Source organism: Bacillus sp. AL-1R (assembly GCF_052180195.1).
Taxonomy (GTDB): Bacteria; Bacillota; Bacilli; order Bacillales; family Bacillaceae_G; genus Gottfriedia.
Window position 1 is genome coordinate 2024603 of sequence record NZ_CP197469.1, and the last position, 24675, is coordinate 2049277.

The window sequence follows — 24675 nt, forward strand, 5'->3', positions numbered from 1 at the left end:
AAAGGATGTCTAATTAGACATCCTTTTTTTCGTCCAAAAATCATAATTTAACATTTCCGCAATGAATATTTAAGTAATTTATTCAAAAAATACTCTTATGCCGAACCTAGTAAGAGGAATCTATGAAAAAAATATTTAAATTCATATTTAAAACTTTAGTACTTCTATTTTCACTCTTGGTCATATTATTTGCTTTAAATGAGATTGAAATGGAGAAAGCTCAAAAAGAGAATATTTTTGCCAAAAAGCCTATAACATATCCGATGGGATATAGTGATTTGTCGGTTTTTATGAGTGGAGCTAAGTTAAATAATCAATTATTTCATGATATTAGAAATGCAAAAAAAGAAGTGCATATTTACTTTTTTTCAGTATCTAATGATCGTGTTTCACATGAATTTTTAGATATTTTGAAAAAGAAAAGTGATGAAGGAATTCCAGTTTATTATGCAGTTGATCGTCTTGGTGGAATTTTATTAGAACGGAAAGAAAGAAAATCTTTAATTGATCATGGAGTACATTTTACCTATTTTAATAAACCGCAATTATCCTATTTTTTTGCATCAATAAATCACAGAAATCATCGTAGGATGACGATTATTGATGGAGAAATTGGCTATATTGGTGGATTTAATATAGGTAAAAAGTATATTGATGAAAAAAAAGGATTAATACCGTGGGATGATGTTCAACTTAGATTAGAAGGTAGCGGTGTAGAAGGCTTAGAAAAACAATTTGTACATGATTGGAGAAAAAATTCAGACCAAAAAATTACTCAAATGGAAATCAGTAAAAAAAAGGGGAGAAGCCAGCATCAATTTGTTTCTTATACTAAAATAGGGATTGAGCAAGAATATCGTAAATTGTTTAAACAAGCAAAACGCTCTATCACAATTTATTCCCCTTACTTTATACCAAATAATAAAGTAATTTGGGATTCATTAGTAGATGCAGCTAATAGAGGAATTGAAGTAAAGATCCTCTATTCTCATAAGTCAGACGCCCTTTTAGTAGAACAAGCAGCATTGCCATATATAAAGAAAGCTTGGAAAAATAACATGAAAGTTTATGGGTTTAAAAAAGGTATTTTCCACGGTAAAGTAATTAAAATTGATAATCAAGTACTAATGATTGGCACAACAAATTTTGATTCTAGGTCATTTCATTTAACGGATGAATTAAATTGTTATATATATGATCAACAATTTATCAAACAAGTAGAACCAAAATTAGAGGATGCACTTAACTATTCTATTGAAATTACACCTACTTATATTAAAAATTTACCATTTAAAGAAAAAATAAAAGAAAAAATAGCGAAAGTATTTGAGTTTTATTTGTAGGATCAAAACTAGTTGTACTTTATTTTTATTTAAAGAATACAATAAAAAAATATGAAAGATTAATCAAGAAAATTGGTTAATCTTTTTTTATTTTCAATTATTTATAAAAATACAATTGATTTTATAATTATTCATAACTATAATGAAGAATATAATTTTATTAAAGGGGATATTAAAATGAAAGTTGGTATTATGGGGGCAACCGGATATGGTGGACTTGAACTGATTAGATTACTATCAATGCATCCAGAAATAAGCGGGATGAATTTTTATTCAACATCAGATTATACAGAAGATTTGTCTACGTATTATCCACATTTAGCTACTAATACAAGTGGTCCAATAAAAAAGTGGAATAAAAATAAATCTGTTATAGAAAATGATATTTTATTTTTTGCTACACCACATGGAATTAGTAGTGAATTAATTGGAGAAATCGATTTTTCGAAAACAAAATTGATTGATTTATCTGGAGATTTTCGATTAAAAAAAGAAGAAACATACGAAAAATGGTATAAACATACACATCCTTGTTTTTCAAAAACGAATCAATTTACGTACGGACTATCTGAACTTAATCGAGAAGCAATCAATCAATCGAATAATATAGCTAATCCGGGATGTTATCCAACAGCAACACTACTAGGGGTTGCTCCCTTATTAAAAGCAGGAATTGTCGAGAAAAATTCAATTATAGTAGATGCTAAATCAGGAATTTCTGGAGCTGGAAAAACAGCTAATCAAACGACTCAATTTATGAATCGGAACGAAAATTTAACAGCCTATAAAATGACTGAACATCAACATATTCCTGAAATTGAACAATTTATAGGATCAATTGATTCAACCCAGGATTTTATAACATTTACACCACATTTAGTACCTATGACTAGAGGGATTTTGTCAACAATTTATGTTACTTCAACACGTGAAATTAGTAACGAAGAATTAAAAGAAATCTATAATCAAAGTTATGAAGATTCCTATTTTGTGAGAGTAAGAGATAACATACCTTGTACAAAAGATGTTTATGGTTCAAATTTCTGTGATATATACGCTACTTATGACGATCGTACAAATCGAATTACAATCGTTTCTGTCATTGATAATCTTGTTAAAGGCGCCGCTGGGCAGGCAATTCAAAATATGAATTTAATGTTAGGTTTGCCTGAAGAAACAGGTTTGCAATTTACACCAATATTTCCATAAGGAGAGATAAAAGTTGATAACTAAAGAAAAGAATATAAAAAAAATAAATGGAACAATTACATCACCAAATGGTTTTTACGCAAGTGGCGTTCATGCCGGACTACGTTATAAACGTAAAGATTTAGGATTAATTTATTCCGAGAAGCCAGCATCAGTTGCGGCAGTTTATACATTAAATTTATTTCCAGCCGCACCAATTGCGGTTACCAAAAAAAGCATTGCATATAGTAATCAGCTTCAAGCAGTTTTAGTAAATAGTGGTTGTGCAAATGCATGTACAGGTAAAAAAGGAGAAGACGATGCCTATTTAATGAGAGCATGGTGTGCGGAGCACCTTAATCTACCAGAACATTTAGTCGCAATCGCTTCGACTGGTGTAATCGGTGAATATTTAAAAATGAATCGTTTAAAGAGCGGCATTGACAAGTTAACTCTCGGTAATAAGTTGGAAGATGGGGAAGATTTTGGGCATGCAATCTTAACGACAGATACAGTTATAAAAACGACTTGTTATGAAGTATTGATTGACGGAAAAATCGTAACGATTGCAGGCTCTGCTAAAGGTTCAGGAATGATTCATCCAAATATGGCAACTATGCTTGGTTTTGTGACAACTGATGCAACGATTAGTTCTACTCAGTTACAAACTTTATTAAAGGAAGTAACAGATCAAACATTTAACCAAATTACAGTTGATGGAGATACTTCAACAAATGATATGGTTTTAGTGATGGCAAATGGAGCAATTGAACATGAGGAATTAACAGAAGCTCATCCAGATTGGGCTAATTTTGTAGCCGCGTTTCAATTAGTTTGTGAAGACTTAGCAAAAAAGATTGCTAGAGACGGTGAAGGGGCAACTAAGTTAATTGAAGTAAACGTAAACGGAGCTTCTAGTCAAAAAAATGCAAATCAAATTGCTAAAACAATCGTTGGATCAAATTTAGTAAAAACAGCTGTATATGGCGAAGACGCTAACTGGGGAAGAATTATTGGTGCCATTGGATATAGCGGGGTCGAAAGTAAATATAATCAAATCGATATTTCTATTAATGGTGTAACAGTTTTATTTGGTAGTAAACCGGTTGAGTTTAATGAAGAAGAGGCTAAAATTGCTTTGAAAAATGAAATGATTTATATCGATGTTCATTTACACGATGGAGATGCACTTGGTACTGCATGGGGCTGCGATTTAACTTATGATTATGTGAAAATAAATGCAAGCTATCGCACATAAGGGGGAATTAAACAGTGGAAACAGTAGTTATTAAACTTGGTGGTAGTTTAATCGATAACTTATCAAATACATTCTTTGAAAATATAAACCAATTAAAAATGAGTGGTAAAAAAGTCATCATTGTTCATGGTGGGGGACCATTGATCAATAACTTATTATTAAAGTTTTCAATTCCAGTAGAAATGGAAGACGGCATTCGTAAGACTTCATCTGAAGTTTTAGAAATTGTAGAGTATGTGCTAAACGGAAAAATCAATAAAGATTTAACGATTATTTGTAATCAATATAATCTTAAAGCAATTGGTCTATCAGGCTGTGACAATCTATTACTTGAAGCTTCACTTTTTAATAAGGGCAAATTAGGTTGGGTTGGTGAAATTGAGGATGTAAATACGAATCTATTAAATTTACTACTTAACAATGAATATGTACCAGTTATTTCACCTGTTGGAGTAGATAAAATTGGCCAAAAATATAATATTAATGCAGATGAAGCAGCAAAAAGTATTGCCAAGGCAATGAATGCTGAATTACTCTTATTTATCACAAATACAAAAGGTGTTTTAGATGTAGAACAAAAATTAATTGAAAAGATTACGCCTACTGAGGTAAATAAATTAATCGATGAAAGAACAATTTATGGTGGAATGATTCCGAAAGTTACTAGTGCCTTAAATGCATTAAATGTAGTAAATTCAGTTGCTATTGTAGGTGAGAGTTTCTTAAATGAAAATGGGACGATCGACGGTACAGTATTTACAAAAGGAGTTGTGTTAAGTGAGTAATTTATTTCCAACTTATAATAAAAAATTAATTAATTTTCAAACTGGTAAAGGTACTTACCTATATGATGACGAAAATAACAAGTACCTAGATTTTTTAAGTGGAATTGCTGTTTGTAATTTAGGTCATTGTCATCCAAAAGTTGTAAATGCATTAAAAGAACAAGTTGAATCGATTTGGCACGTATCAAATTTATTTACAATTAAAAAACAAGAAGACCTAGCGAAAGCATTAGTAAAAAGCTTTAAGGATGGATTAGTATTTTTCTGTAATAGTGGTACAGAAGCAAATGAGGCAGCTATAAAATTAGCAAGAAAACATTCAGGAAAATCTCATATAATCAGTTTTAAACAAAGTTTTCATGGCCGTACCTTTGGATCAATGGCTGCTACAGGTCAGTCAAAGATTCATGAAGGATATGGCGAAATGTTAAGTGGTTTTACATATGTACCTTATAATGATTTAAATGCATTACAAAATGAAATCAATGAAAATACTGGAGCAATTATTTTGGAAGTCATCCAAGGTGAAGGTGGTGTAATAGTTGGTACTAATGATTTTTTTGAAGGGGTTCAAGCTCTTTGTAAAGAACATGAATTATTACTCATTGTTGATGAAGTACAAACCGGAGTGGGCAGAACAGGAACAATGTTTGCCTATGAACAAACTCCACTAGATCCAGATATTATTACGCTAGCAAAAGGACTAGGGAATGGTTTTCCAGTTGGGGCAATGCTTGGTAAGAACAATTTAGCAAAAACATTCTCCTTAGGTGCGCATGGTTCAACATTTGGTGGAAATTATTTAGCAATGGCGGCTGCTTTCGAAACAATCAATCTAATTAATGATTTGCCATTTTTAAATAGTGTAAAAGAGAAAGGTCAGTATTTAGTTGATAAATTAGCTGATATAAAAGATGAGTTTCCACAAATAATAGAAATACGCGGTAAAGGATTAATGATTGGTGTCGAGCTAAATCAATCTGTGGATCAACTAGTAGAGCAATTGCTAAAGAATGGTTTAATCGTTGGAACTGCAGGCCCTAATGTATTAAGATTATTACCGCCGATCAACTTATCATACGGAGAAATAGACGAAGCAATCCAAATTATGAAACAAGTACTTTCTTCTTATTTTTTAGATACTCAAGTAAAATGATGAATAGTATTTTTTGACTAGAGGGCATTCATGGGACCTATACCATGATGCCTTTTTATTATTTAGGTCTTTCTCCTTGATTTGTAAAAATAGATTGAAAGTTAAATTAATTTTTTAGATAATGGAATAATCACTTTTTAATGGGGGAGGAGCTAGACCATGTATCATATTCGTGTAAGAGCATGTGCATTAATTATTGAAAATGATTCAGTTTTATTAATTCAATTCACAGATGAGGACGGAATTCATTATAATTTACCAGCTGGTGGTACCGAGCCAGGTGAGACCATTATTGAGGCTGTAAAAAGAGAAGCATTAGAAGAAGCAGGTGTAGAAGTTGAAGTTGGGGAATTAGTATTTGTTTCAGAAAATGCACCTCATTTGACTGGTCATAAAATACATGGATTAAGTTTAATGTTTCGCTGTCATATTAAAGAAAACTCATTTCCTAAAATGCCACCAAATCCAGATCCAAATCAAACTGGCGTAAAGTGGGTACCAATTAAAGAATTAGATAATACCATCCTATATCCAAATATTAAAGACCAAATTATACAATATGCAAAAGGTAAATATCAAAATAATCGATTAATTGAAGAGTACAAACTAAAAGAACAATTCATTTAATGATTCTTTTCAACTTTCCGAAAAACAAGTGTACTTCAGTTCCAATCTACATTTTTAAGCAATTATTAATCATAAGAAAAGGATGATTAAATGATAACCCTTCCAGATCAGTTTATAAAGACGATTAAAGATATCCATAAAGAAAAAGGAGAAAAGTGGCTCAGAAATTTTAATGACTTGTGCAATCGATGTGAAATTCGATGGAATATGAAAATATTATCCCCATTTGAATTATCATATAATTTCGTTGCGCCAATTTTAATTGATGGCGAAAAAAAGGCTGTTATTAAACTAGCAGTCCCTAATGAGGAATTTACTAGTGAGGTTGAAGCTTTAAGAGAGTTTAAAGATAAAGATTTTGTTAAAGTTATTGATGCCGATCTTGATGAAGGAATCCTAATTTTAGAACAATTAGTACCTGGTGTAACGCTTGCTACGATTGAAAATGAACAAGAGGCAATGAAGATAGCCGTAAAAGTAATGAAAAATTTATGGAAAGTTGCACCTAAATCCACTAAAATACCTTCCATATTAAGTAGAGAAAAAAGCTTTAGTCGAATTGTTGAAAAATTTCCAAATAGCTTAGGCCCTATAACGAAAGAAATACTATTAGATGCATTTTCTATTTTTAAGGAAATGAATCGTACACAATCAACAAAATACTTATTACACGGGGACTTACATCATTATAATGTATTAAATGCTAGAGAAAACTTTTGGAAAGTGATTGACCCAAAAGGATTAATTGGCGAAAGGGAATATGACATTATCCAATTTCTTTTGAACAAATTAGAGGGGAAAGATATTTCAACAACTTTAGAAAATCGAATTGAACTACTAGTAAAAGAATTGCATTTAAATAAAGAAAGAGTACTACTATGGGGTTATTCCCATGCTGTATTAGCAACATGTTGGAGTTTAGAAGATGAAGGTACTTATAATGAATACTTTTTTCAGGCTATAAATGTTTTTAAGGAATTACATACAAGGTTAGATGATTAGACTTTATTTACAAATGCTAATTTAAATATGTACAAGATTGATTAAATAAAGATGTACAGTTTCGACTCTCTTCTACATACTAATCCTGGGGGGATTAGTATGTACATATCACTAAATATTCAAACCAATTATGAGATTAAGAGTCTTTTAGACTTACCAAAATTAAAGTTACTTATGGGGAGTTTGAAAATGAGAATTAACAAGAGTCAGCTAGCGAAGGAATTAAATGTAGATCGGCGAACAATTGATAAATATTTAAATGGTTTTACTCCAAAAAAAACAAAAAACAAGTCTTCAAAAATTGATGATTACTATGAAGTAATTTCACTTTTATTATCAAAAGATTCAAAACAAGTTTTTTATTACAAACGAGTGCTTTGGCAATATTTAAAAGAAAACCATAACTTGAACTGTGCTGCTTCTTCTTTTCGTAGATACATTCAAAGTAAACCTGAGTTTCAAGCCTATTTTAAAGAAGGAAAGAGAACAAATCCAACACAATCAAGTATCAGGTTTGAGACTCCACCTGGAGAACAAGCTCAACTAGATTGGAAAGAGGACATTCGTTATGAAACGAAAGATGGCGAAATTGTACATATAAACGTGGCGGTGTTATTACTTTCTTACTCAAGATTTCGTGCCTTTTATCTGTCTATCTCTAAATCACAAAGTGTTTTATTTTCGTTTTTGACGGAAGCATTTGAATCGTTTGGGGGTGTTCCAAAGAGAATTGTGACGGATAATATGAAAACTGTCATGGATGAAGCTAGAACGAATCATTTTAAGGGAGTTGTGAATAAACGTTTCGCTCAATTTGCGGATGACTTTGGATTTAAAATACATCCTTGTATCGCTGGAAGACCTAGGACAAAAGGGAAAGTTGAATCACCTATGAAGTATTTAGATGAGATTCATGCCTATCAAGGGAAGTTTAGCCTTGAAGAGCTCCATAAGTTTGTCCAACACCTTTGTGAGAGAATTAATCATAGTTTTCACCAAGGTACTGGGAAAATACCGATTTTTGCCTTAAAACAAGAAAAGAATCTCCTACTGCCCCTACCACGGCAACAAATAAGAGATTCTTACAAAATCAAACATACGCTAGTGAAAGTAAATTCATCCAACATGGTGTCTTATAAGTCCAACCAATATTCAGTACCAGCTAAATATAGAGGAAAGACTGTCGGACTGCAAGCATATGATGATCAGCTATTCATTTATTATAACACAGAGCTAATTGTTCAACACAAAATTAGTCAGTTAAAAATCAATTACAAGGATCAGCATTACAAAGAAGAGCTAAGTAAATCGGTTCCTTACTATCCTGATATTGATCAATTAGCTAAGAAAAATTTACAGGCAATTGGAGATGTGTATAAAAATGAATAATTCTTACCAGCAGTTAATACAAAATCTAGAGTATTTAAAATTAAAACAGATGATTCACCATTTAAGTGAAACCATTGATTTTAGTGTAGGTAATCAATTATCCTTCGTGGAAACATTGGTTAAACTCACGAACTATGAAATTGATGTAAGAGAGAAAAACATGATTCATTCGATGGTTAAAGTGGGGGCATTCCCCCACTTTAAAGAAGTCAATGACTTTGATTTTGAATTCCAACCATCAATTAATAAGCAGCAAATCATTGACTTTCTAACCTTACGTTTTATTGAAGAAAAAGAAAATATTGTATTTTTAGGACCTAGTGGTGTAGGAAAAACACATTTAGCTACTGCGATTGGAATCGCAGCAGCTAAAAAAAGAACAAGTACGTACTTTATAAAATGTCATGAATTACTTCAACAATTAAAAAGAGCTAGGATTGAAAATCGATTAGAAGCACGATTAAAACATTACACAAAATATAAACTACTCATTATTGATGAAATTGGCTATTTACCAATCGATGCAGAAGATGCGAAGCTGTTCTTCCAATTAATAGACTTACGATATGAAAATCGAAGTACAATCCTAACAACGAATATTAATTTCAAGTCATGGGATGAAATCTTTCAAGATACCAAACTAGCCAATGCCATTTTAGATCGAGTTCTACATCACGCAACAGTCGTAACAATTGTTGGGGAATCATACAGAATTAAGCAACATATTTCAAAGGAAAATGAGTGATTTTGTACATATTTAAATAATCAAAAATGTACATGTTTAAGTTGACATTTATATTTATTTAAGATTTCAAATTAGCGTAAGTGTGTAAGGGGGTACTAAAGGCTGTCTATGTAGATGGCCTTTAGTAGAATTAATGATTAATTTAGTTGGAAGTAGAACTTATTGAGTTAAGACAGTATTTATTAAATAGATACTATATGCGGATTATTTACATCATTATTATTAATGATTAGATCAGCATTAAGTTGAGGGTAATGTTGCTCTAAATAAAGTTTTGAAGCTGCATGATATCTTTTAATAAACATTTCTTCGGCTTTTTCATAGCTTCCGAATGCTCGTTCTTCACGGATTGCTCCTCGTTTTCTTGCAATATCAAACTTGGTATGTACGAATATTTTAAAATCGTACATATTACATAATTCTCTTTTAAATAAAAAGGTTCCATCTATAATAAAAATCATATCTTTGGTTGCAACTTTTAAATCTGAATGAACATACTCATCCTTGAGTAAGTCGAAGGAAGCTGTTTGATATTGAAGGTTGCCATTTGGTCCTAATGGTATTAAAAGTTTTTGCTTAAAAGCCTCGTAATCATGGGCATCCTCATAATAACCAATAGCAGATTCCTTCCCCAGCTTGTAACGAATCTCTCTCGGGTTATGAAAATGATCTATACTAGATCTAATGACGTTCTTTTTCCTACGTCTAAGTTCCCAAGCAATTTCATTAGCAATCGTTGTTTTACCAGATGCTGTTATTCCGCTAACACCCACTCGAACTGGATGATCTATTTTTAAGCACAAGATTTTATTTACCAAATCGGAAACTAATTTGTTCCTTAACATAAATCCTCCTTTTTATCGAAATTTTTTAATATGGCCCATTAATATTATTCGGATTAGTAGGATTAGTTGAATCCCTCCCAATTTCTTCATTAAATGTTTGATTATCACTTTTATTTGGGGTGCCCGATCCAAACTTCTTTTCCATGAAAAAACCAAATGCAATTAGGATAATAACAAATCCTAAAATGACATATCCAAACATCGAAGTATACCTCCTTTCCCCAATTTTAAAGAAAGATCAAAAGTACGTTTTAGTCCGATCTTTTAAAGATATTCCATTTTTTACCACAAAATTCCTTTTCCTTATTTAGCTAAAAATCCAAATTATAATAAAAAGAAAAAGAACCTAGATTGAATTATTATTTTCAAAATAGGTTCTTTTTCTTTATCTACCTAAAACATGTTCAATTAAACCATAACTCCAAAAACCAAGTAACACTAAACTACTCGCTAAAATGATATAGGCAATAAAAATTTGCCATTTTTTACGATTACTAGAAACATAGTAAGTTTCTAACGTTTCTTGTTGTTTCATTAATGGAGCAATCCTTCTTTGCTTAATTTCTTGAATCTTTTCATCAATATAAGTTCTCCAGTCTAAGTCAGGTTCATGAAAACGCGCTCGAATAGAACGAATTAGGTAGTTTAGTTCAAGTCGTTCCTTATGAATTTCTAATTCTAATTTCTTATTATCCTCAAAAAATGGGAAAAAGAAGCGTTTTTCAATCGTACGATCAGAATAGACATTAAAAATACCAAACTGAAATTGTTTAATTGTATGTTCGTAAAGTTTTATTTTTTCTTTTATAACCTTTAACTGATAAGCTTCTCGAATTCGTTTAATGAATGTTGTAATACCTAAAATAATAATATAAAATGCGATAAAACTAGGTTGATAAATTAAATACACTAGCATCATCATAATTCCGATAAACCAAAAAATCGGAGGTAATACACTTAAAATTCTTCCTCCATCTAGAGGTGAAATAGGTACTAAATTAAACAAGTTAAGTATACATCCTAAAGCAATTACTAATCCGAAAAATTCATTATGTGTGTAATGATAAAGAGGAATTGCTGGTAGAACAGAGATTAAACCTGATAGCGGACCACCAAACGCTACATAAGATTCAGTCACAGCATCTTTTGGCATTTCTTTAAGTGAAATAACTGCCCCGACAAATGGAATAAAAAATGCTGGTGAAGTTGGTAGCCCTTTTTGTTTCGCAGCAATTAAATGTCCACTTTCATGACAAATTAATAAGTAAACAAGTGCGAAAGCAAAATACCATCCAAATGTAAATCCGTATACAAATAAATACAAGATCATGCTTAAAAAAGATAAAAATTTCGCAGCTTTTAATAGCGGTAAAAGTAGCTTAAATTTAGTACCTATTAGTGCGATTACAATACCAATTCTTGTTAACGATTTTTTCGTTTTATTATTAATCACTGGTTGTGCCATTCATTTCACCTTCTCGCTAATTATGTTATGATTATGTAGTATAAAAATTATATCATTAAAGATTATTTGTTTGATAGAACAATAAAGAAATAGGGACTAAAGTCTCTCTTTTATTAAGATAGAGAAAGAATATAAGGATAAAATTAAAAGTTAGAAAGTTATCTTTCTAGCTTTTGCATATTTCTAGAATACTAACAAAGTAATTAACTAAGGATTGATACAGTAATGAATATATACGGGATGATTAAAGAAGTAGCAGTTCATAAAGGTAAAAACATTGCTTTTCGTTACGATGGAAATAAAATGAATTATGAAGAACTCATATCATCGTGTGAAAATATAGCACAAACATTAGTAGAAAATAAGATTGAAAAGGGAGATAAAATAGCGATATTACTAGGAAATTCTCCTGAGTTTATTCAAACCTATTTAGCAATATTAAAACTCGGTGCAATCGTTATTCCTTTAAATCCAGCTTATACGGAAAGTGAACTCTGCTATATTTTAAAAGATTCTTCTACAAAACTTGTTATTTCAACTAGTGAACATGAGAAAAAACTTAAAAATGTTAAAAATCAATGTCCTGCATTATTAACGATTATTTTAATAGATGAAATACAACCGACAGTGGAAATTAAAAATCAATTAGACGAAATTGACATTTTACAAGATGATACGGCTGTTATTCTATACACATCAGGGACAACTGGAAACCCTAAAGGAGCAATGTTGTCCCATTTCAATTTAATTGCAAATGCAAATGATTTTTCCAAGTTAATCGAATTAAGTGAAAATGATCAAATGATCGCCGTACTTCCAATGTTTCATTCATTTTGCTTAACCTTATGTGTGAATATGATTTTGTTGAACGGAGCATCAACAATCATCATTCCTAAATTTAATCCAGCTGAATTAGTTGAAGTAATCAAAAAAGAAAAAGCTACTTTAATTGCGGCTGTTCCGACGATATATAATTATTTATATCAATTAAAAAGTGCGACAGCAAACGATTTTAGTAGTTTAAGAGCTTGTATTTCTGGTGGGGCTTCTATACCAATTGAATTATTGCAGTCAATTCAAGAAAAATACAATGTCTTAATTGTAGAAGGCTATGGATTATCTGAGACAGCTCCAGTTCTTACTTTCAATCCATATCGTGGAATTTGTAAACCAGGATCAGTAGGTCTTGATCTACCTAGTGTTACGACAAGAATCGTAAATGAAAATGGCGAAGATGTTCCAATTGGTGAAGTAGGAGAAGTTATTGCGATTGGACCAAACGTAATGAGTGGTTATTTAAATAAAATAGAAGAGACAAAAAAAGCATTTTCTAACGGTTGGTTTAAAACGGGTGATCTCGGTAAAAAAGACGAAGACGGCTATTTATTTTTATTAGATCGAAAAAAAGATGTCATTATAACGAACGGATATAATGTTTACCCTAGAGAAATAGAAGAGCGCCTATATCAGCATCCTAATATTATTGAAGCAGCGGTAGTCGGAAAACCGAATCCATTAATAGGTGAAAGCGTATGTGCTTATTTAGTCGTTTCAAATGATTCACTTTCAGAAAGTGAGATCATCGATTTTTGTAAAAAAGCACTTGTTTATTATAAAGTGCCTAAGGAAATTAATTTTGTAAAAGAATTACCTAAAAATGGTACTGGGAAAATTTTGAAAAGAAATCTTAAGTAATGTTTTAAGACCAGCTGAATGGTCTTTTTTTTTTTGCAATTCTAGCAATCTTAAATTAGCTCTTTTTCAAATTTAAGTTCCATAGAGAAAGTTCAAAACACTGTATAGGTAAAAATACCTATAAAATAGGTGGGTAAAATAGTCTATTTTTCATATTTTTGACACATTAATACAAACAATTAAATGCTAAATTTTGGTAAGCTTTATATAGAATTCATTTTTACAAAATAACGGAGGCAAAAAATGAAAAAGAAAATAAAATCACTTTTTGTTATGATATATCGTTTTCCTTTTTAACTGCGTGTAATGGTAAGATTGATCAAACTCAAAGTAATAAAAAAGAAACTGCTACTTCAATAGTAGAAAACATTACGACAGTTAATTCAACTGAAAATGAACAGATTAATGTGAACGATCAAGATTTTGCGGAAAATGTAAAAGTTTTAAATTCTGCCATTTCTTTTGCTGTTACATACAATGATGTAAACCAATTAATGAAGGACTCAGAGTTAGCTGTTGAAGGGGGAGTATTGTCTACAGAGAATTATGTAAACATGGATGAAGCTACTGGTACTGGTAATCAATTAACGAAATTATCCTTTAAAGTTAATCATGTATTAAAGGGAGATTCATCTTTAGAAGGTAAGAAAATAACAATTTTAGAGCAAGGTGGATATATTTCTGCCAGGCAAAGTGGAATGAAGGATAAATTTCCTAATTTAACTGAAAAAGATTTAGACGAAATATATTTTGTAATACCAGACGGTCATAGACCATCGGTAAAAGGTGATGAATTTGTTGCCTTTTTATCAAGCGATTCCTATTTTAATACAGGGTTTGATTTTTATGAATTCATAACGGTATATCAATCAAAATTTAAATATGATAAAAATAGTAAGGAATATAAAAGACCCTCTGATGAATTTGCTGAAATGGTAAAAGAAGCTGATACACTTGATGAAAAAAAGACAATTGAAGAGGAGATTAAAAGTGAAAATGAAATTAATGATAGTGTAACTGACTTAGAGGAAGAAAAGGTGAGTGAATTAATTAGTTAACTCTTTGTGTTTATGTGACTATTAAGTTAGTCATTGTCATAAAAAAAGGGGATCTAATGAGCAAATATATGAAGTTATACTTCAAAAGGAGTATGGCTTTTTTGTAATGCTTTAATAAAAAGAATTGTATTTTGAAATGAATTCCTACAAATCCCACAATTTTTAGCTGAAAAAATCTTACAAAAAACAACAAAAACCATCTTTTTGTGAATTTTCACCTTTTTATTTTCATAAAGAATTAAATATGAGAATTAGTATAATTAAATTAAAAAATTAAATGAGTATTCTGATTAAGCTTAATAGATCAGTATGAACAATTAATAATCTATTTTTTTAATCTACTAAATTTTAGAGTTGATCATCACGTATTAAAATAGAATTTATTAGTAAAGAATGGAATTTTTGTAGAAAAATGAAGATTAATATCATCTGAAATTCCCCCAATACACTTTCTGAATTTGTTTGATTATAATGATAATTGTAAGATTTTTCAGAAAAGTACAAAAAAGGAGAATGCAGATGATGAAGCATAAAAACAAAAAAATTGTCAATGTAATGACTGCCGGGGTAATTACATCTAGTTTATTTTCAACTAGTTTAATTACAAGCCACAAAACATTCGCTGTGACAAACCCTACAGGTTCAAATACTAGTATTAAGGATATTGATAGTTATATAAAAAATATTTCAAACGCTGATCGGGAAATGATTCATAGCATGCAGGAAAATAATAATTACGGAGGGCTAAAGATCTCACCTGATGTAGACCTAAATGTAGATACTCCTTTAAATGTAATTGTTCAGTTTAAACAAGCTCCATCAGAAATTGATTTTAAAAACAATCAAAAGAATGGCCTTAAAGCTTCCATTCAGGAGTCAAAAGAAAAAGTTGAGGACTCTCATAAAAAATTCAAAGAACAATTAAATGGAAATGCAAAATTAAAATCAATTGGTATTAAAAGAGAATTCAAGAGTATCTTCAACGGTGTTGCAATGACATTACCAGCTAATGAAGTAAAAGAACTTTTAACATTAGATACAGTAAATGCTGTTTATGAAGATCGTGAAATTACGGTGGAACCTTTTGTAGAACAAAATGGTGAGCCGACTAATAATGCATCGATAAAATTAAATAATATGGAACAAATCGGTGCTGAAAAACTACATAAAGAAGGTATCACTGGTAAAGGGATTAAAGTAGGTGTTATTGATACAGGTATCGATTATACTCATCCTGATTTAAAAGATGTGTTTAAAGGAGGATATGACTTAGTAAATAACGACTCTGATCCAATGGAATCGACATATGATGATTGGAAAAAATCTGGACAAGCTGAATTAAATCCAACTTCAGGTGAACCTTGGTATACGGCTCATGGAACACATGTATCAGGTATTATTGCGGGAACGGGTAAAAATAATTCAGATTTTGCGATAACTGGTGTAGCTCCAGAAGTTGAACTTTATGGCTATAAAGTACTTGGACCGTATGGTACTGGATCATCGAATACAATACTTGCAGGAATTGAAAAAGCTGTAGAGGATAAGATGGATGTCATTAACCTATCCTTAGGGGCACCTGTTGCTAACCCTCTTGATCCATTGGCAGTTGCGATCAATAATGCTACTTTAGCTGGTACTGTATGTGTTCTTGCTGCTGGTAATGCTGGGCCTAACCAGTATACGATAGGGAGCCCTGCTTCATCAGCGCTTGGTATTACAGTTGGCGCAAGCAGCTCGCCTATAACAATCCAAACTAGCAATGCAGTTGCAATTACAGCAACCGAAACTACTAAATTAGATAATATGAGAATGCTTGGTTCAGATTATACTAATCTCAATACATTGAAGGGTTCTAACCTACCAATTGTTTTTGTCGGTAAAGGACAAGTTGCAGATTACAACGGTAAAAACGTGAAGGACAAGATTGTACTAATCGAGCGTGGGGATTTAACGTTAAATGTAAAAATTAAAAATGCTAAGGAAAATGGTGCCAAGGCCGTAATCATGTTCAATAATATCGATGGTGAAACATATATTCCTTATTATTTCGGAAATAATTTTGACTTTATCCCAACCTTTAGTATTCCAAATGAACAAGGTACAAAACTAGTCAAAATGTTATCAAAAGATAATGTTAACGTAATGATGAATGATTTTGGATCTTTTGATACTGAAGGGGATAAATTGGCTGACTTTAGTTCAAGAGGGCCAGCAAGAAGATATTATGATATTAAACCTGAGGTAACCGCACCAGGAGTAGCAGTATTTTCTTCAATCCCAGCTTATTATAATGGAGTAGCTCATAAGGATGATTACGAACATGCATATGTAAGGTTTGATGGTACTTCAATGGCTGCACCACATGTAGCAGGTTCTGCTGCTTTAATTTTACAAGCTCATCCTGATTATTCACCTGAGCAAGTTAAATTAGCATTAATGAATTCTGCGGACCCTTTAAATGGATCATATAGTGTTTTTGAAGAAGGATCAGGAAGAATTGATGCAGATGAGGCTGTACATTCTTCCATTCAAATTGGTGTGAAGGATGATGCACCAACACTTGATGAAAATGGAGAAAAAATGATGATTCCAGAGACAGCTGGCGACCTAAGCTATGGTGCTATTGTTTCAGCAGATGAGGATTATACACACAAAAAGACAATTGAACTGACAAACAACTCAAATAAAGATAAAGTGTTTGATGTAAAAGTTCAATTTAATCATGTTAGTCGTTACGATAAGGACGCAGTAAAAAATGGTATTTCTTTAGCTGTACCATCTGAAGTTCGAGCTAAAGTTCATGGAATGTCCAAATTTAAACCGATACTTACTGTTCCAAAAACTGCTGAATTAGGCATTTATGAAGGTTATATTATTTTTACGAATAAGGAAGATTCAAATGAAGTCTACCAAATACCATTTGGCTTTAACAAAATGGAACAAGGAATTAAAGAAGTTTTACTAACAACAAAAGCTTTTAATACTAGAAGAGATTTACCATTCCCAATCTCTGGATCTACTGGAATTGCATTCACTCTGAATAGTCGCATGGAAACAGTTGACATCATTTTAAAGAATGCAGACACTGGTGAGCAATTAGGAATCATAGACGCATTTGACGGTGGATTTAATGAAGGTATGACATTTGGTTTAGATGGTGGATTTAATGGTCTATACTTCCCGTTTACAGGAAATCCTGATCAACCAGTTCATGTTACAAAAGCTCTGGCTTCTCCAGGACGATATGAGATTGAAGTTGTTGGTACAAACGAAGAAGGAAAAGTATTTAAAAAGTCTCAGCAAATTGTTATTGATAATACACTACCAACCATGAAAATGAATATTCCAGGTGGAGTTTATGAAGTAGATGATGCGGGTCTAAGGATTACTGGTACTATTTCAGATTCAAGTATTGATCAAATTAGCAAAAATGGTGATCAAATTGACCAATCAAAAAATACTGTTAAAGTAACTGGTGCACAAAACCCAATTGGTAATGTACCATTAGTCGTTGACAGAAATGGAAACTTTGAATACATAAGAAAAATCCAATTAGAGAAAAATTTCTCGACAATGACTTTATTAGGCCAAGACATTGCAACTAACGGTATACAAAACCATCCAAATCAGACATTCACATTAGTTAAAAAAGGACAACCTTACATCAAATTAACAACTGACAAATTAGACGCAAAATACGGTGATACTGTTAAAGTAACACTTAGTGAACATAACATTAAAAACCTAATAGGTGGCGAATTTACACTTACTTATCCTAAAGATGTTTTTGAATACCAAAGCACAGAACTAAGTAGTGAATATATTAATGCAGCAAAGGATTTAGGGTTAACAGCGAACCTAACCGCTCAAGATCAAAAAACTGATACATCTAATAACTGGATTAAATTAATAACAACTTTAGATGGACCTACTCCTTCAACAGGAATTAATTCAAATATGTCAGTGGCTACGATCACTTTAAAAGTAAAGGATAAACCAACTTTATATACAAAATGGGTTCAACAATTAGGATTCCAAACTGCCAAAGCGAATATTTTAGGTCAACCACAAATGACAATAAACAATAAATTTGGACAAGGTGTAAATATTATTCCATCTTATTCAATACTTGAAGGTGGTTTTCTACCTGATGGATTTATTCCAAGTAATTCAATTTGGTTAGATTCTAAGAAGGATTATTCAAATGTAGGAGCAGAAATATATGTTATAGGTGGCATAGATGGAAAACGCTACGATGCAACCATCAACAGTGCTGCTAGATTCTCAGTGCCTAATCTACCATTATTAGACCAATCATATGAAATCGTTATCAAAATACCAGGTCATTTCGAAAGACATGTAAATGTTAATGAAATGGTTGATTCATACGATGCAATGGATGCTGGAAAATTAAAGTATTTCTATTACGCAACGATGAAAGCTGGAGATGTTAACAATGATAATGTTGTTGATCTACTTGACGCAATCTATATCACTAGCAAACTAAATACAAATGATCGAAATGCCGATATCAATTTCGACGGTATTGTGGATTTCAAAGATCTTGATTATGTTAAGAGAAACTATCTAATGCAAAATCCTGATGTATCAGAAAAAATCAAACCAGTTACAAAATATAAAGGGAATACGATTGACGATTATATTAAACCATTGGGTTAAGATGTGTTTAGTAGATAATAACCGCCAGCTTTTATGCTGGTGGTTTTTTGTGAGATCAATTTTTGAAGGTACGACGTGCATGAGAAAGATGAAAAGGAAAAAGATGAATTATACTTCCTCATGAGGTGTTCATGGAGAAGTAAAAAAGGAAAAAAATGAAACATACTTCCTCATAGGTTGTTCATGAGGAAGTGTAAAAGGAAAAAAATGAAACATACTTCCTCATAGGGTGTTCATGAGGAAGTGTAAAAGGAAAAAAATGAAACATACTGCCTCATGAGGTGTTCATGGGGAAGTAAAAAAGGAAAAAAATGAAACATACTGCCTCATGAGGTGTTCATGGGGAAGTAAAAAAGGAAAAAAATGAAACATACTTCCTCATGAGGTGTTCATGGGGAAGTAAAAAAGGAAAAAAATGAAACATACTTCCTCATAGGGTGTTCATGAGGAAGTAAAAAAGGAAAAAAATGAAACATACTTCCTCATGAGGTGTTCATGGGGAAGTAAAAAAGGAAAAAAATGAAACATACTTCCTCATAGGATGCTCATGGGGAAGTATAAAAGGAAAAAGATGAAACATACTTCCTCATGAGGTGTTCATGGGGAAGTAAAAAAGGAAAAAAATGAAACATACTTCCTCATGAGGTGTTCATGGGGAAGTAAAAAAGGAAAAAAATGAAACATACTTCCTCATGAGGTGTTTATGGGGAAGTAATATAGCAAAAATACCCTACTCAGCATGGTCCCATAAGTAGATAAAATAAAAAATGTACTCATAATAATGAGTACAAAGCTAAATCAACTAAGTAAAATAACTATATTTACCATAACCATTCATATTGAAATTTTCGCGAAGCACTTTACAAATACCTTTTTTTGATTTATAAATTCCACACCAATCATAAACCGCATTAGTTGTAATTTTTCTATCTGGATAGAGTAATTTAAGTTCTTCAACGCTCCTTAATATACCATTGGGCAGACTTTCTACATAGTTACAGGCTTTGCAGATCAGTTTCCCTTTTTTAACTTCAGTAATAAACGTATTACAGTTAACGCAAATGATCCCCTTTGATTGTTCGTTATAATGATACGTTGGATATTGAGTGTATTTTGACTCTGTTTTATGAAGTGATAAAAAAGCTTCGGCAAGTCGAAAGTGATTAACATTTAATTTGTAATATTGCATGTTTAATTCGTTTATTAAGCGATTTAATTGTGATGGAAAAATAATGGGTAGGTTCATAGGAGCATTGTATAAAAAAAATTCGGGGTTTACAAAAACTAAATGAGGTTTTAATTTGAAATGGATCTTGTATTCATTAAGTAATTTTCGTAACATGGATTCGGTTCTTTTTAGTTGTTCGTAAGGATTTTTTATTTCGGTATTTTGAGTTTTATACCATCGATCTCCTTCTATATAATAATCTCCTTCAAAATTTTTCACTTCAAATAAATAGATGGTTTCTCCATTTATACCTATCGAATCAATTTGAAATTCGGATTTATTACATTCGAACAATAAATCGTTTAGAAAAAGCCAGTTATCTGAAAGTTTTGAATTCCATTGATCAAATTTCTTTTCACCCTCGAACCCTTTTTTTAGATAGGAAAAGTATACTCTGTCATCATCAGAAAGATTGCTCCTAGCATTTAAACTTTGATAAATCCTTAATTCATTTGATTCAAATCGTTCTTTTTTATTTTTCATATTTCACATCCTTTCATACTATTTTACATTCAAATTAAACGAATTAATTGATGGTTTTTTAACTATTTTATGAATTATGTAATGTTTAGATTTATTTCATACAAATTTTACATTTTTTTAAGATTTATATGATATAGTTCACTTAATTTACATCCTTTTTTGTTGAGTATGTAGTTTACAAAAGCAGTATTTATAAAAGGATAAAATGAATTAGATGAATCATACTTCCTAATAAGATGTTCATGGGGAAGTAAAAAAGGAAAAAGCTGAATCATACTTCCTCATGAGGTGTTCATGGGGAAGTAAAAAAGGAAAAAGCTGAATCATACTTCCTCATAAGGTGTTCATGTGGAAGTAAAAAAAGAAAAAGCTGAATCATACTTCCTCATAAGATGTTCATGGGGAAGTAAAAAAGGAAAAAGCTGAATCATACTTCCTCATGAGGTGTTCATGGGGAAGTAAAAAAGGAAAAAGCTGAATCATACTTCCTCATAAGGTGTTCATGGGGAAGTTAAAAAGGAAAAAGCTGAATTATACTTCCTCTTGAGGTGTTCATGGGGAAGTAAAAAAAGAAAAAGCTGAATCATACTTCCTAATAAGATGTTCATGGGGAAGTAAAAAAGGAAAAAGATGAAACATACTTCCTCATGAGATGTTCATGGGGAAGTAAAAAAGGAAAAAGCTGAATAGCACTTCCTTATGAGATGTTCATTGGGAAGTTAAAAAGGAAAAAGCTGAATCATACTTCCTCATAAGGTGTTCATGGGGAAGTAAAAAAGGAAAAAGCTGAATTATACTTTCTCATGAGATGTTCATGGGGAAGTAAAAAAGGAAAAAGCTGAATTATACTTTCTCATGAAGTGTTCATGGAGATCTAAAACTGGAAAAAGATGAATTATGCTTTCTCAAGAGCATGCTAAGAATAAAGATCATCAAACTAAAAATTTATTACTGAGCGAGTGAAAGAAATGTCAATTAAAATGAGGTTTTTGTTGTCATATATAGGTGTGATTCTATTTTCGATTACATTATTATTGGCAGCAGGGTTTTTAATTATTTTTGCAATAACAGGGGATGTAAAGTCAGTAGAAAATCTTTATAAAAAGACTTATGTACAAAAGCCTTTGACTACAGTTGAAGAAAGTGTGTTTCTTGATTTGAAGTTGCTTGCTAAACATAATCCTAATCAGTTACTCAATAGACAGGAACTCAAAAGTATTGAGCATAAGAATATCGGAATCGTAGTACGAAAGGGTACAAATATCGAGTACGCTTCTACGGCTTTAGACAAAAAAGGGCTGGAACAAGCGCTTCCTGGGTTTGAGGCAACGAATATTAATACTCGGGATACGATAAAAATAAAAGATTTGTTTTTTACGTATGTGAAATTTGATTTTTATTTTCCAGATCAAAGCCAAGGGAGTATTTTTGTCTTAAAGAAGGCAAGTTCATATACCGAGATTATCCGTAATCTTTTCCCAATTTTACTAGGCTTACTACTTTTTTTATTTATTATGATTATTGGAATGTTAAACTATCTGGTTTCTCGAAGCATTATTAAGCCAATCTCAAAACTTAAAAATGGTGCTGAAAAGATTAAAGTTGGGGATTTGAATTTCGAAATTGTTATGAGTTCAAATGATGAAATTGGTGTATTAAATAAAGCGTTTGAGGAAATGAGAATAAAATTAAAAGAATCGATCAATCTCCAGATACAATATGAGGAAAACCGTAAAGAGCTACTGTCCAATATTTCACATGATTTGAAAACACCAATTACTTCAATAATTGGATATGTGGAAGGGATAAAAGATGGTGTAGCAAATACTCCGGAGAAAATGGAAAAGTATTTATCAACAATTTATTCTAAAGCAAAGGATATGGATTCATTAATCGATGAATTATTTTTATTCTCTAAGCTTGATTTAAAAAAGGAACCATTTCATTTTGAAACTTTCGAGTTGAATAAATATATCAAAAGCTATATAGAGGAAATAAATTTGGATTTAAGGCAGCAAGGCATCGAGATAGAATTTAATCATTTGCTTGAATCAATCAATGTTACAGCGGACCGAGAGAAATTAAAAAGAGTGTTGTCAAACTTAGTAAGTAATTGTGTGAAATATATGAACAAAGAAGAGAAGGGAATTTCATTTTCAATAAATGAACAGTTAAGTGAAGTAATTGTAGAAGTCAAAGACAATGGACAAGGTATCGACCCTGCTACATTACCATTTATTTTTGATCGGTTTTTCCGTGCAGAACAATCAAGAAATTCACAAACTGGTGGTAGTGGTTTAGGTTTAGCAATCGCAAAACAGATTGTTGAAGAGCACGGAGGGAAAATCTGGGCAACTAGCGAGATTGGTAAGGGGACAAGTATATTTTTTTCCTTAAAGAAAGGTGAGAGAATTTGAAAGAAATATTACTGATTGAAGATGATATAAGCATTGCAGAATTACAACGAGATTATTTAGAAATAAATGATTTTCGTGTCGATATACAACATAATGGCGATGAAGGCCTTCAACATGCACTAAAAGGAAATTATGATTTAATCATTTTGGATATCATGCTGCCAGGGAAAAATGGATTTGAAATTTGTAAAGAAATTCGTGCTGTAAAAAACATTCCTATTTTATTTGTATCTGCTAAAAAAGAAGATATCGATAAAATTAGAGGACTTGGTTTAGGTGCGGACGATTATATTACAAAGCCATTTAGCCCAAGTGAACTAGTTGCAAGAGTAAAGGCACATTTATCTCGATATGAAAGGCTAGCAGGTAACAATGCGATTTCAAACACAATTTACGTTCATGGAATATCAATCGATCGATCCGCTCGTAAAGTTTTTATTAACGAGGTAGAAGTACCATTTACGACAAAAGAATTTGATTTAATGGTGTTTTTTGTAATGAACCCAAACCAAGTATTAAGTAAAGAACAACTTTATGAAAAAGTTTGGGGTCTCGAATCAGCTGCAGACGTTTCAACTGTAACTGTCCATATTAGTAGATTACGTGAAAAAATTGAAAGAGATCCCACAAGCCCGAAGTTCTTGGAAACCGTTTGGGGAGCGGGTTATCGGTTTAATATTTAATTAATAAACGTCACATAGTGGCGTTTTTTTATTTATAGGAACCATTTAAATTGATTTTCTAATTTACCAATCACTAAATGATAGATTAGTTGAGGAAGAATAATATAGGGAAACGCTTCTTTTTTTGGTTATTTCAGCAAATTTTTAAATGGAATGATAGTCAAAGGTTTTTAAAACACACTTGTTGAATATTAAATGTAGAGTTTTATTCTTGAATAGAGGTGTTTAATAAAATGAACTTGGCAATATCACTTAAAAATAAAAAAAAGTTGGCCTTAATTTCTCTAATAGCATTCAATCAAATTATTTTATCATTTGTTTTATTCCCTTTACGATTTACTTTAAATTTAAATTTCCTATTTTACTTTTATTGTTTCATGGCAGGTATTTTATGTTTTAACACCTTTCAAAGTAAGTGGTACAACACCTTATTTATAACTCTTATTAGTGGTCTTGTCGGAGTTATGTCAAGAGTCATTGTAGAATGGGGAGAAGTAACAATTACTGAGAATTTTAGTTTTGGTCATATTGTATCAACAATTGGAATGACAACTGCTGGTATTTTTATTGTATATCTACTAATGATTCTTTTTAGAAAAGAATAAAATGATAATTTCATACTGCT

The 24675-nt window shown here is 31.4% G+C and carries 19 protein-coding genes; 15 read left to right on the top strand and 4 right to left on the bottom strand.

Going from position 1 to position 24675, the window contains the following annotated elements:
* Nucleotides 1-122: 122 nt before the first annotated feature.
* From ACSBO6_RS09565 to istB, 9 genes are all read left to right on the top strand, one after another.
* On the top strand, nt 123-1343 hold the full coding sequence (locus tag ACSBO6_RS09565) for a phospholipase D-like domain-containing protein (RefSeq protein WP_286138477.1): 1221 nt from the start codon (nt 123-125) through the stop codon (nt 1341-1343).
* 177 nt (nt 1344-1520) lie between these two features.
* Entirely contained in the window at nt 1521-2552 is a 1032-nt protein-coding gene (gene argC, locus ACSBO6_RS09570; RefSeq protein ID WP_098845090.1) for an N-acetyl-gamma-glutamyl-phosphate reductase, read from the top strand.
* Nucleotides 2553-2565: 13 nt separating this feature from the next.
* Nucleotides 2566-3789 (top strand): bifunctional ornithine acetyltransferase/N-acetylglutamate synthase, encoded by a 1224-nt coding sequence (argJ, locus tag ACSBO6_RS09575; RefSeq protein ID WP_498844546.1) that lies wholly within the window; start codon nt 2566-2568, stop codon nt 3787-3789.
* 14 nt (nt 3790-3803) lie between these two features.
* Nucleotides 3804-4574, top strand: a complete 771-nt coding sequence (argB, locus tag ACSBO6_RS09580; protein WP_498844547.1) for an acetylglutamate kinase — start codon at nt 3804-3806, stop codon at nt 4572-4574.
* Nucleotides 4567-5730: an acetylornithine transaminase gene (gene argD, locus ACSBO6_RS09585; protein ID WP_498844548.1), complete on the top strand. Its 1164-nt coding sequence runs from the start codon at nt 4567-4569 to the stop codon at nt 5728-5730. The genes argB and argD overlap by 8 nt, the downstream gene beginning before the upstream one ends.
* Nucleotides 5731-5889: 159 nt before the next feature.
* The gene (locus tag ACSBO6_RS09590) at nt 5890-6357 is read left to right on the top strand and encodes an NUDIX domain-containing protein (protein ID WP_098845083.1); all 468 of its coding nucleotides are present in this window, start codon (nt 5890-5892) and stop codon (nt 6355-6357) included.
* 90 nt (nt 6358-6447) lie between these two features.
* Nucleotides 6448-7359: an aminoglycoside phosphotransferase family protein gene (locus ACSBO6_RS09595; RefSeq protein ID WP_498844549.1), complete on the top strand. Its 912-nt coding sequence runs from the start codon at nt 6448-6450 to the stop codon at nt 7357-7359.
* A 99-nt stretch (nt 7360-7458) separates the two neighbouring features.
* On the top strand, nt 7459-8748 hold the full coding sequence (istA, locus tag ACSBO6_RS09600; RefSeq protein WP_498844550.1) for an IS21 family transposase: 1290 nt from the start codon (nt 7459-7461) through the stop codon (nt 8746-8748).
* Nucleotides 8741-9493 (top strand): IS21-like element helper ATPase IstB, encoded by a 753-nt coding sequence (gene istB / locus ACSBO6_RS09605; protein WP_098847248.1) that lies wholly within the window; start codon nt 8741-8743, stop codon nt 9491-9493. The genes istA and istB overlap by 8 nt, the downstream gene beginning before the upstream one ends.
* Nucleotides 9494-9675: 182 nt before the next feature.
* Here istB and ACSBO6_RS09610 read toward each other — a convergent pair whose 3' ends face one another.
* The 3 genes from ACSBO6_RS09610 to ACSBO6_RS09620 all read right to left on the bottom strand — a co-directional run bounded on the left by ACSBO6_RS09610 (nt 9676) and on the right by ACSBO6_RS09620 (nt 11803).
* Entirely contained in the window at nt 9676-10338 is a 663-nt protein-coding gene (locus ACSBO6_RS09610; RefSeq protein ID WP_498844551.1) for a hypothetical protein, read from the bottom strand.
* A 25-nt stretch (nt 10339-10363) separates the two neighbouring features.
* On the bottom strand, nt 10364-10540 hold the full coding sequence (locus ACSBO6_RS09615; protein ID WP_180232847.1) for a hypothetical protein: 177 nt from the start codon (nt 10538-10540) through the stop codon (nt 10364-10366).
* A 183-nt stretch (nt 10541-10723) separates the two neighbouring features.
* Nucleotides 10724-11803, bottom strand: coding sequence for a site-2 protease family protein (locus ACSBO6_RS09620; protein WP_498844552.1), 1080 nt, complete (start codon nt 11801-11803; stop codon nt 10724-10726).
* Between the two features lie 225 nt (nt 11804-12028).
* Here ACSBO6_RS09620 and ACSBO6_RS09625 point away from each other — a divergent pair, with 225 nt between their 5' ends.
* The 3 genes from ACSBO6_RS09625 (at nt 12029) to ACSBO6_RS09635 (ending at nt 19239) form a co-directional block, all read left to right on the top strand.
* Nucleotides 12029-13498 carry a long-chain-fatty-acid--CoA ligase gene (locus ACSBO6_RS09625; protein WP_498844553.1) on the top strand — a complete coding sequence of 490 codons (1470 nt, stop codon included), beginning with the start codon at nt 12029-12031 and terminating at the stop codon, nt 13496-13498.
* Nucleotides 13499-13905: 407 nt separating this feature from the next.
* Nucleotides 13906-14556, top strand: a complete 651-nt coding sequence (locus ACSBO6_RS09630; RefSeq protein ID WP_498844554.1) for a hypothetical protein — start codon at nt 13906-13908, stop codon at nt 14554-14556.
* 519 nt (nt 14557-15075) lie between these two features.
* Nucleotides 15076-19239 (top strand): S8 family serine peptidase, encoded by a 4164-nt coding sequence (locus ACSBO6_RS09635; RefSeq protein WP_498844555.1) that lies wholly within the window; start codon nt 15076-15078, stop codon nt 19237-19239.
* An 802-nt stretch (nt 19240-20041) separates the two neighbouring features.
* Here the strand turns inward: ACSBO6_RS09635 and ACSBO6_RS09640 are convergent.
* Complete coding sequence (locus ACSBO6_RS09640; RefSeq protein WP_498844556.1) at nt 20042-20950, bottom strand: nuclease-related domain-containing protein; 909 nt, start codon at nt 20948-20950, stop codon at nt 20042-20044.
* A gap of 968 nt (nt 20951-21918) precedes the next feature.
* Here ACSBO6_RS09640 and ACSBO6_RS09645 point away from each other — a divergent pair.
* From ACSBO6_RS09645 to ACSBO6_RS09655, 3 genes are all read left to right on the top strand, one after another.
* Nucleotides 21919-23367 (top strand): sensor histidine kinase, encoded by a 1449-nt coding sequence (locus ACSBO6_RS09645; protein WP_498844557.1) that lies wholly within the window; start codon nt 21919-21921, stop codon nt 23365-23367.
* Nucleotides 23364-24050 (top strand): response regulator transcription factor, encoded by a 687-nt coding sequence (locus tag ACSBO6_RS09650; RefSeq protein WP_098845091.1) that lies wholly within the window; start codon nt 23364-23366, stop codon nt 24048-24050. The genes ACSBO6_RS09645 and ACSBO6_RS09650 overlap by 4 nt, the downstream gene beginning before the upstream one ends.
* 233 nt (nt 24051-24283) lie before the next feature.
* Nucleotides 24284-24655, top strand: a complete 372-nt coding sequence (locus ACSBO6_RS09655; protein ID WP_498844558.1) for a hypothetical protein — start codon at nt 24284-24286, stop codon at nt 24653-24655.
* The last annotated feature ends 20 nt before the right edge of the window (nt 24656-24675 follow it).

Excerpts from the sequence above, each read along its gene's own strand:
- ACSBO6_RS09565 (WP_286138477.1), top strand. The coding sequence starts at position 123 with ATGAAAAAAATATTTAAATTCATATTTAAAACTTTAGTACTTCTATTT.
- argC (WP_098845090.1), top strand. The coding sequence starts at position 1,521 with ATGAAAGTTGGTATTATGGGGGCAACCGGATATGGTGGACTTGAACTG.
- ACSBO6_RS09590 (WP_098845083.1), top strand. The coding sequence starts at position 5,890 with ATGTATCATATTCGTGTAAGAGCATGTGCATTAATTATTGAAAATGAT.
- ACSBO6_RS09595 (WP_498844549.1), top strand. The coding sequence starts at position 6,448 with ATGATAACCCTTCCAGATCAGTTTATAAAGACGATTAAAGATATCCAT.
- istA (WP_498844550.1), top strand. The coding sequence starts at position 7,459 with ATGTACATATCACTAAATATTCAAACCAATTATGAGATTAAGAGTCTT.
- istB (WP_098847248.1), top strand. The coding sequence starts at position 8,741 with ATGAATAATTCTTACCAGCAGTTAATACAAAATCTAGAGTATTTAAAA.
- ACSBO6_RS09610 (WP_498844551.1), bottom strand. The coding sequence starts at position 10,338 with ATGTTAAGGAACAAATTAGTTTCCGATTTGGTAAATAAAATCTTGTGC.
- ACSBO6_RS09615 (WP_180232847.1), bottom strand. The coding sequence starts at position 10,540 with ATGTTTGGATATGTCATTTTAGGATTTGTTATTATCCTAATTGCATTT.
- ACSBO6_RS09620 (WP_498844552.1), bottom strand. The coding sequence starts at position 11,803 with ATGGCACAACCAGTGATTAATAATAAAACGAAAAAATCGTTAACAAGA.
- ACSBO6_RS09625 (WP_498844553.1), top strand. The coding sequence starts at position 12,029 with ATGAATATATACGGGATGATTAAAGAAGTAGCAGTTCATAAAGGTAAA.
- ACSBO6_RS09635 (WP_498844555.1), top strand. The coding sequence starts at position 15,076 with ATGATGAAGCATAAAAACAAAAAAATTGTCAATGTAATGACTGCCGGG.
- ACSBO6_RS09640 (WP_498844556.1), bottom strand. The coding sequence starts at position 20,950 with ATGAAAAATAAAAAAGAACGATTTGAATCAAATGAATTAAGGATTTAT.
- ACSBO6_RS09645 (WP_498844557.1), top strand. The coding sequence starts at position 21,919 with ATGTCAATTAAAATGAGGTTTTTGTTGTCATATATAGGTGTGATTCTA.
- ACSBO6_RS09655 (WP_498844558.1), top strand. The coding sequence starts at position 24,284 with ATGAACTTGGCAATATCACTTAAAAATAAAAAAAAGTTGGCCTTAATT.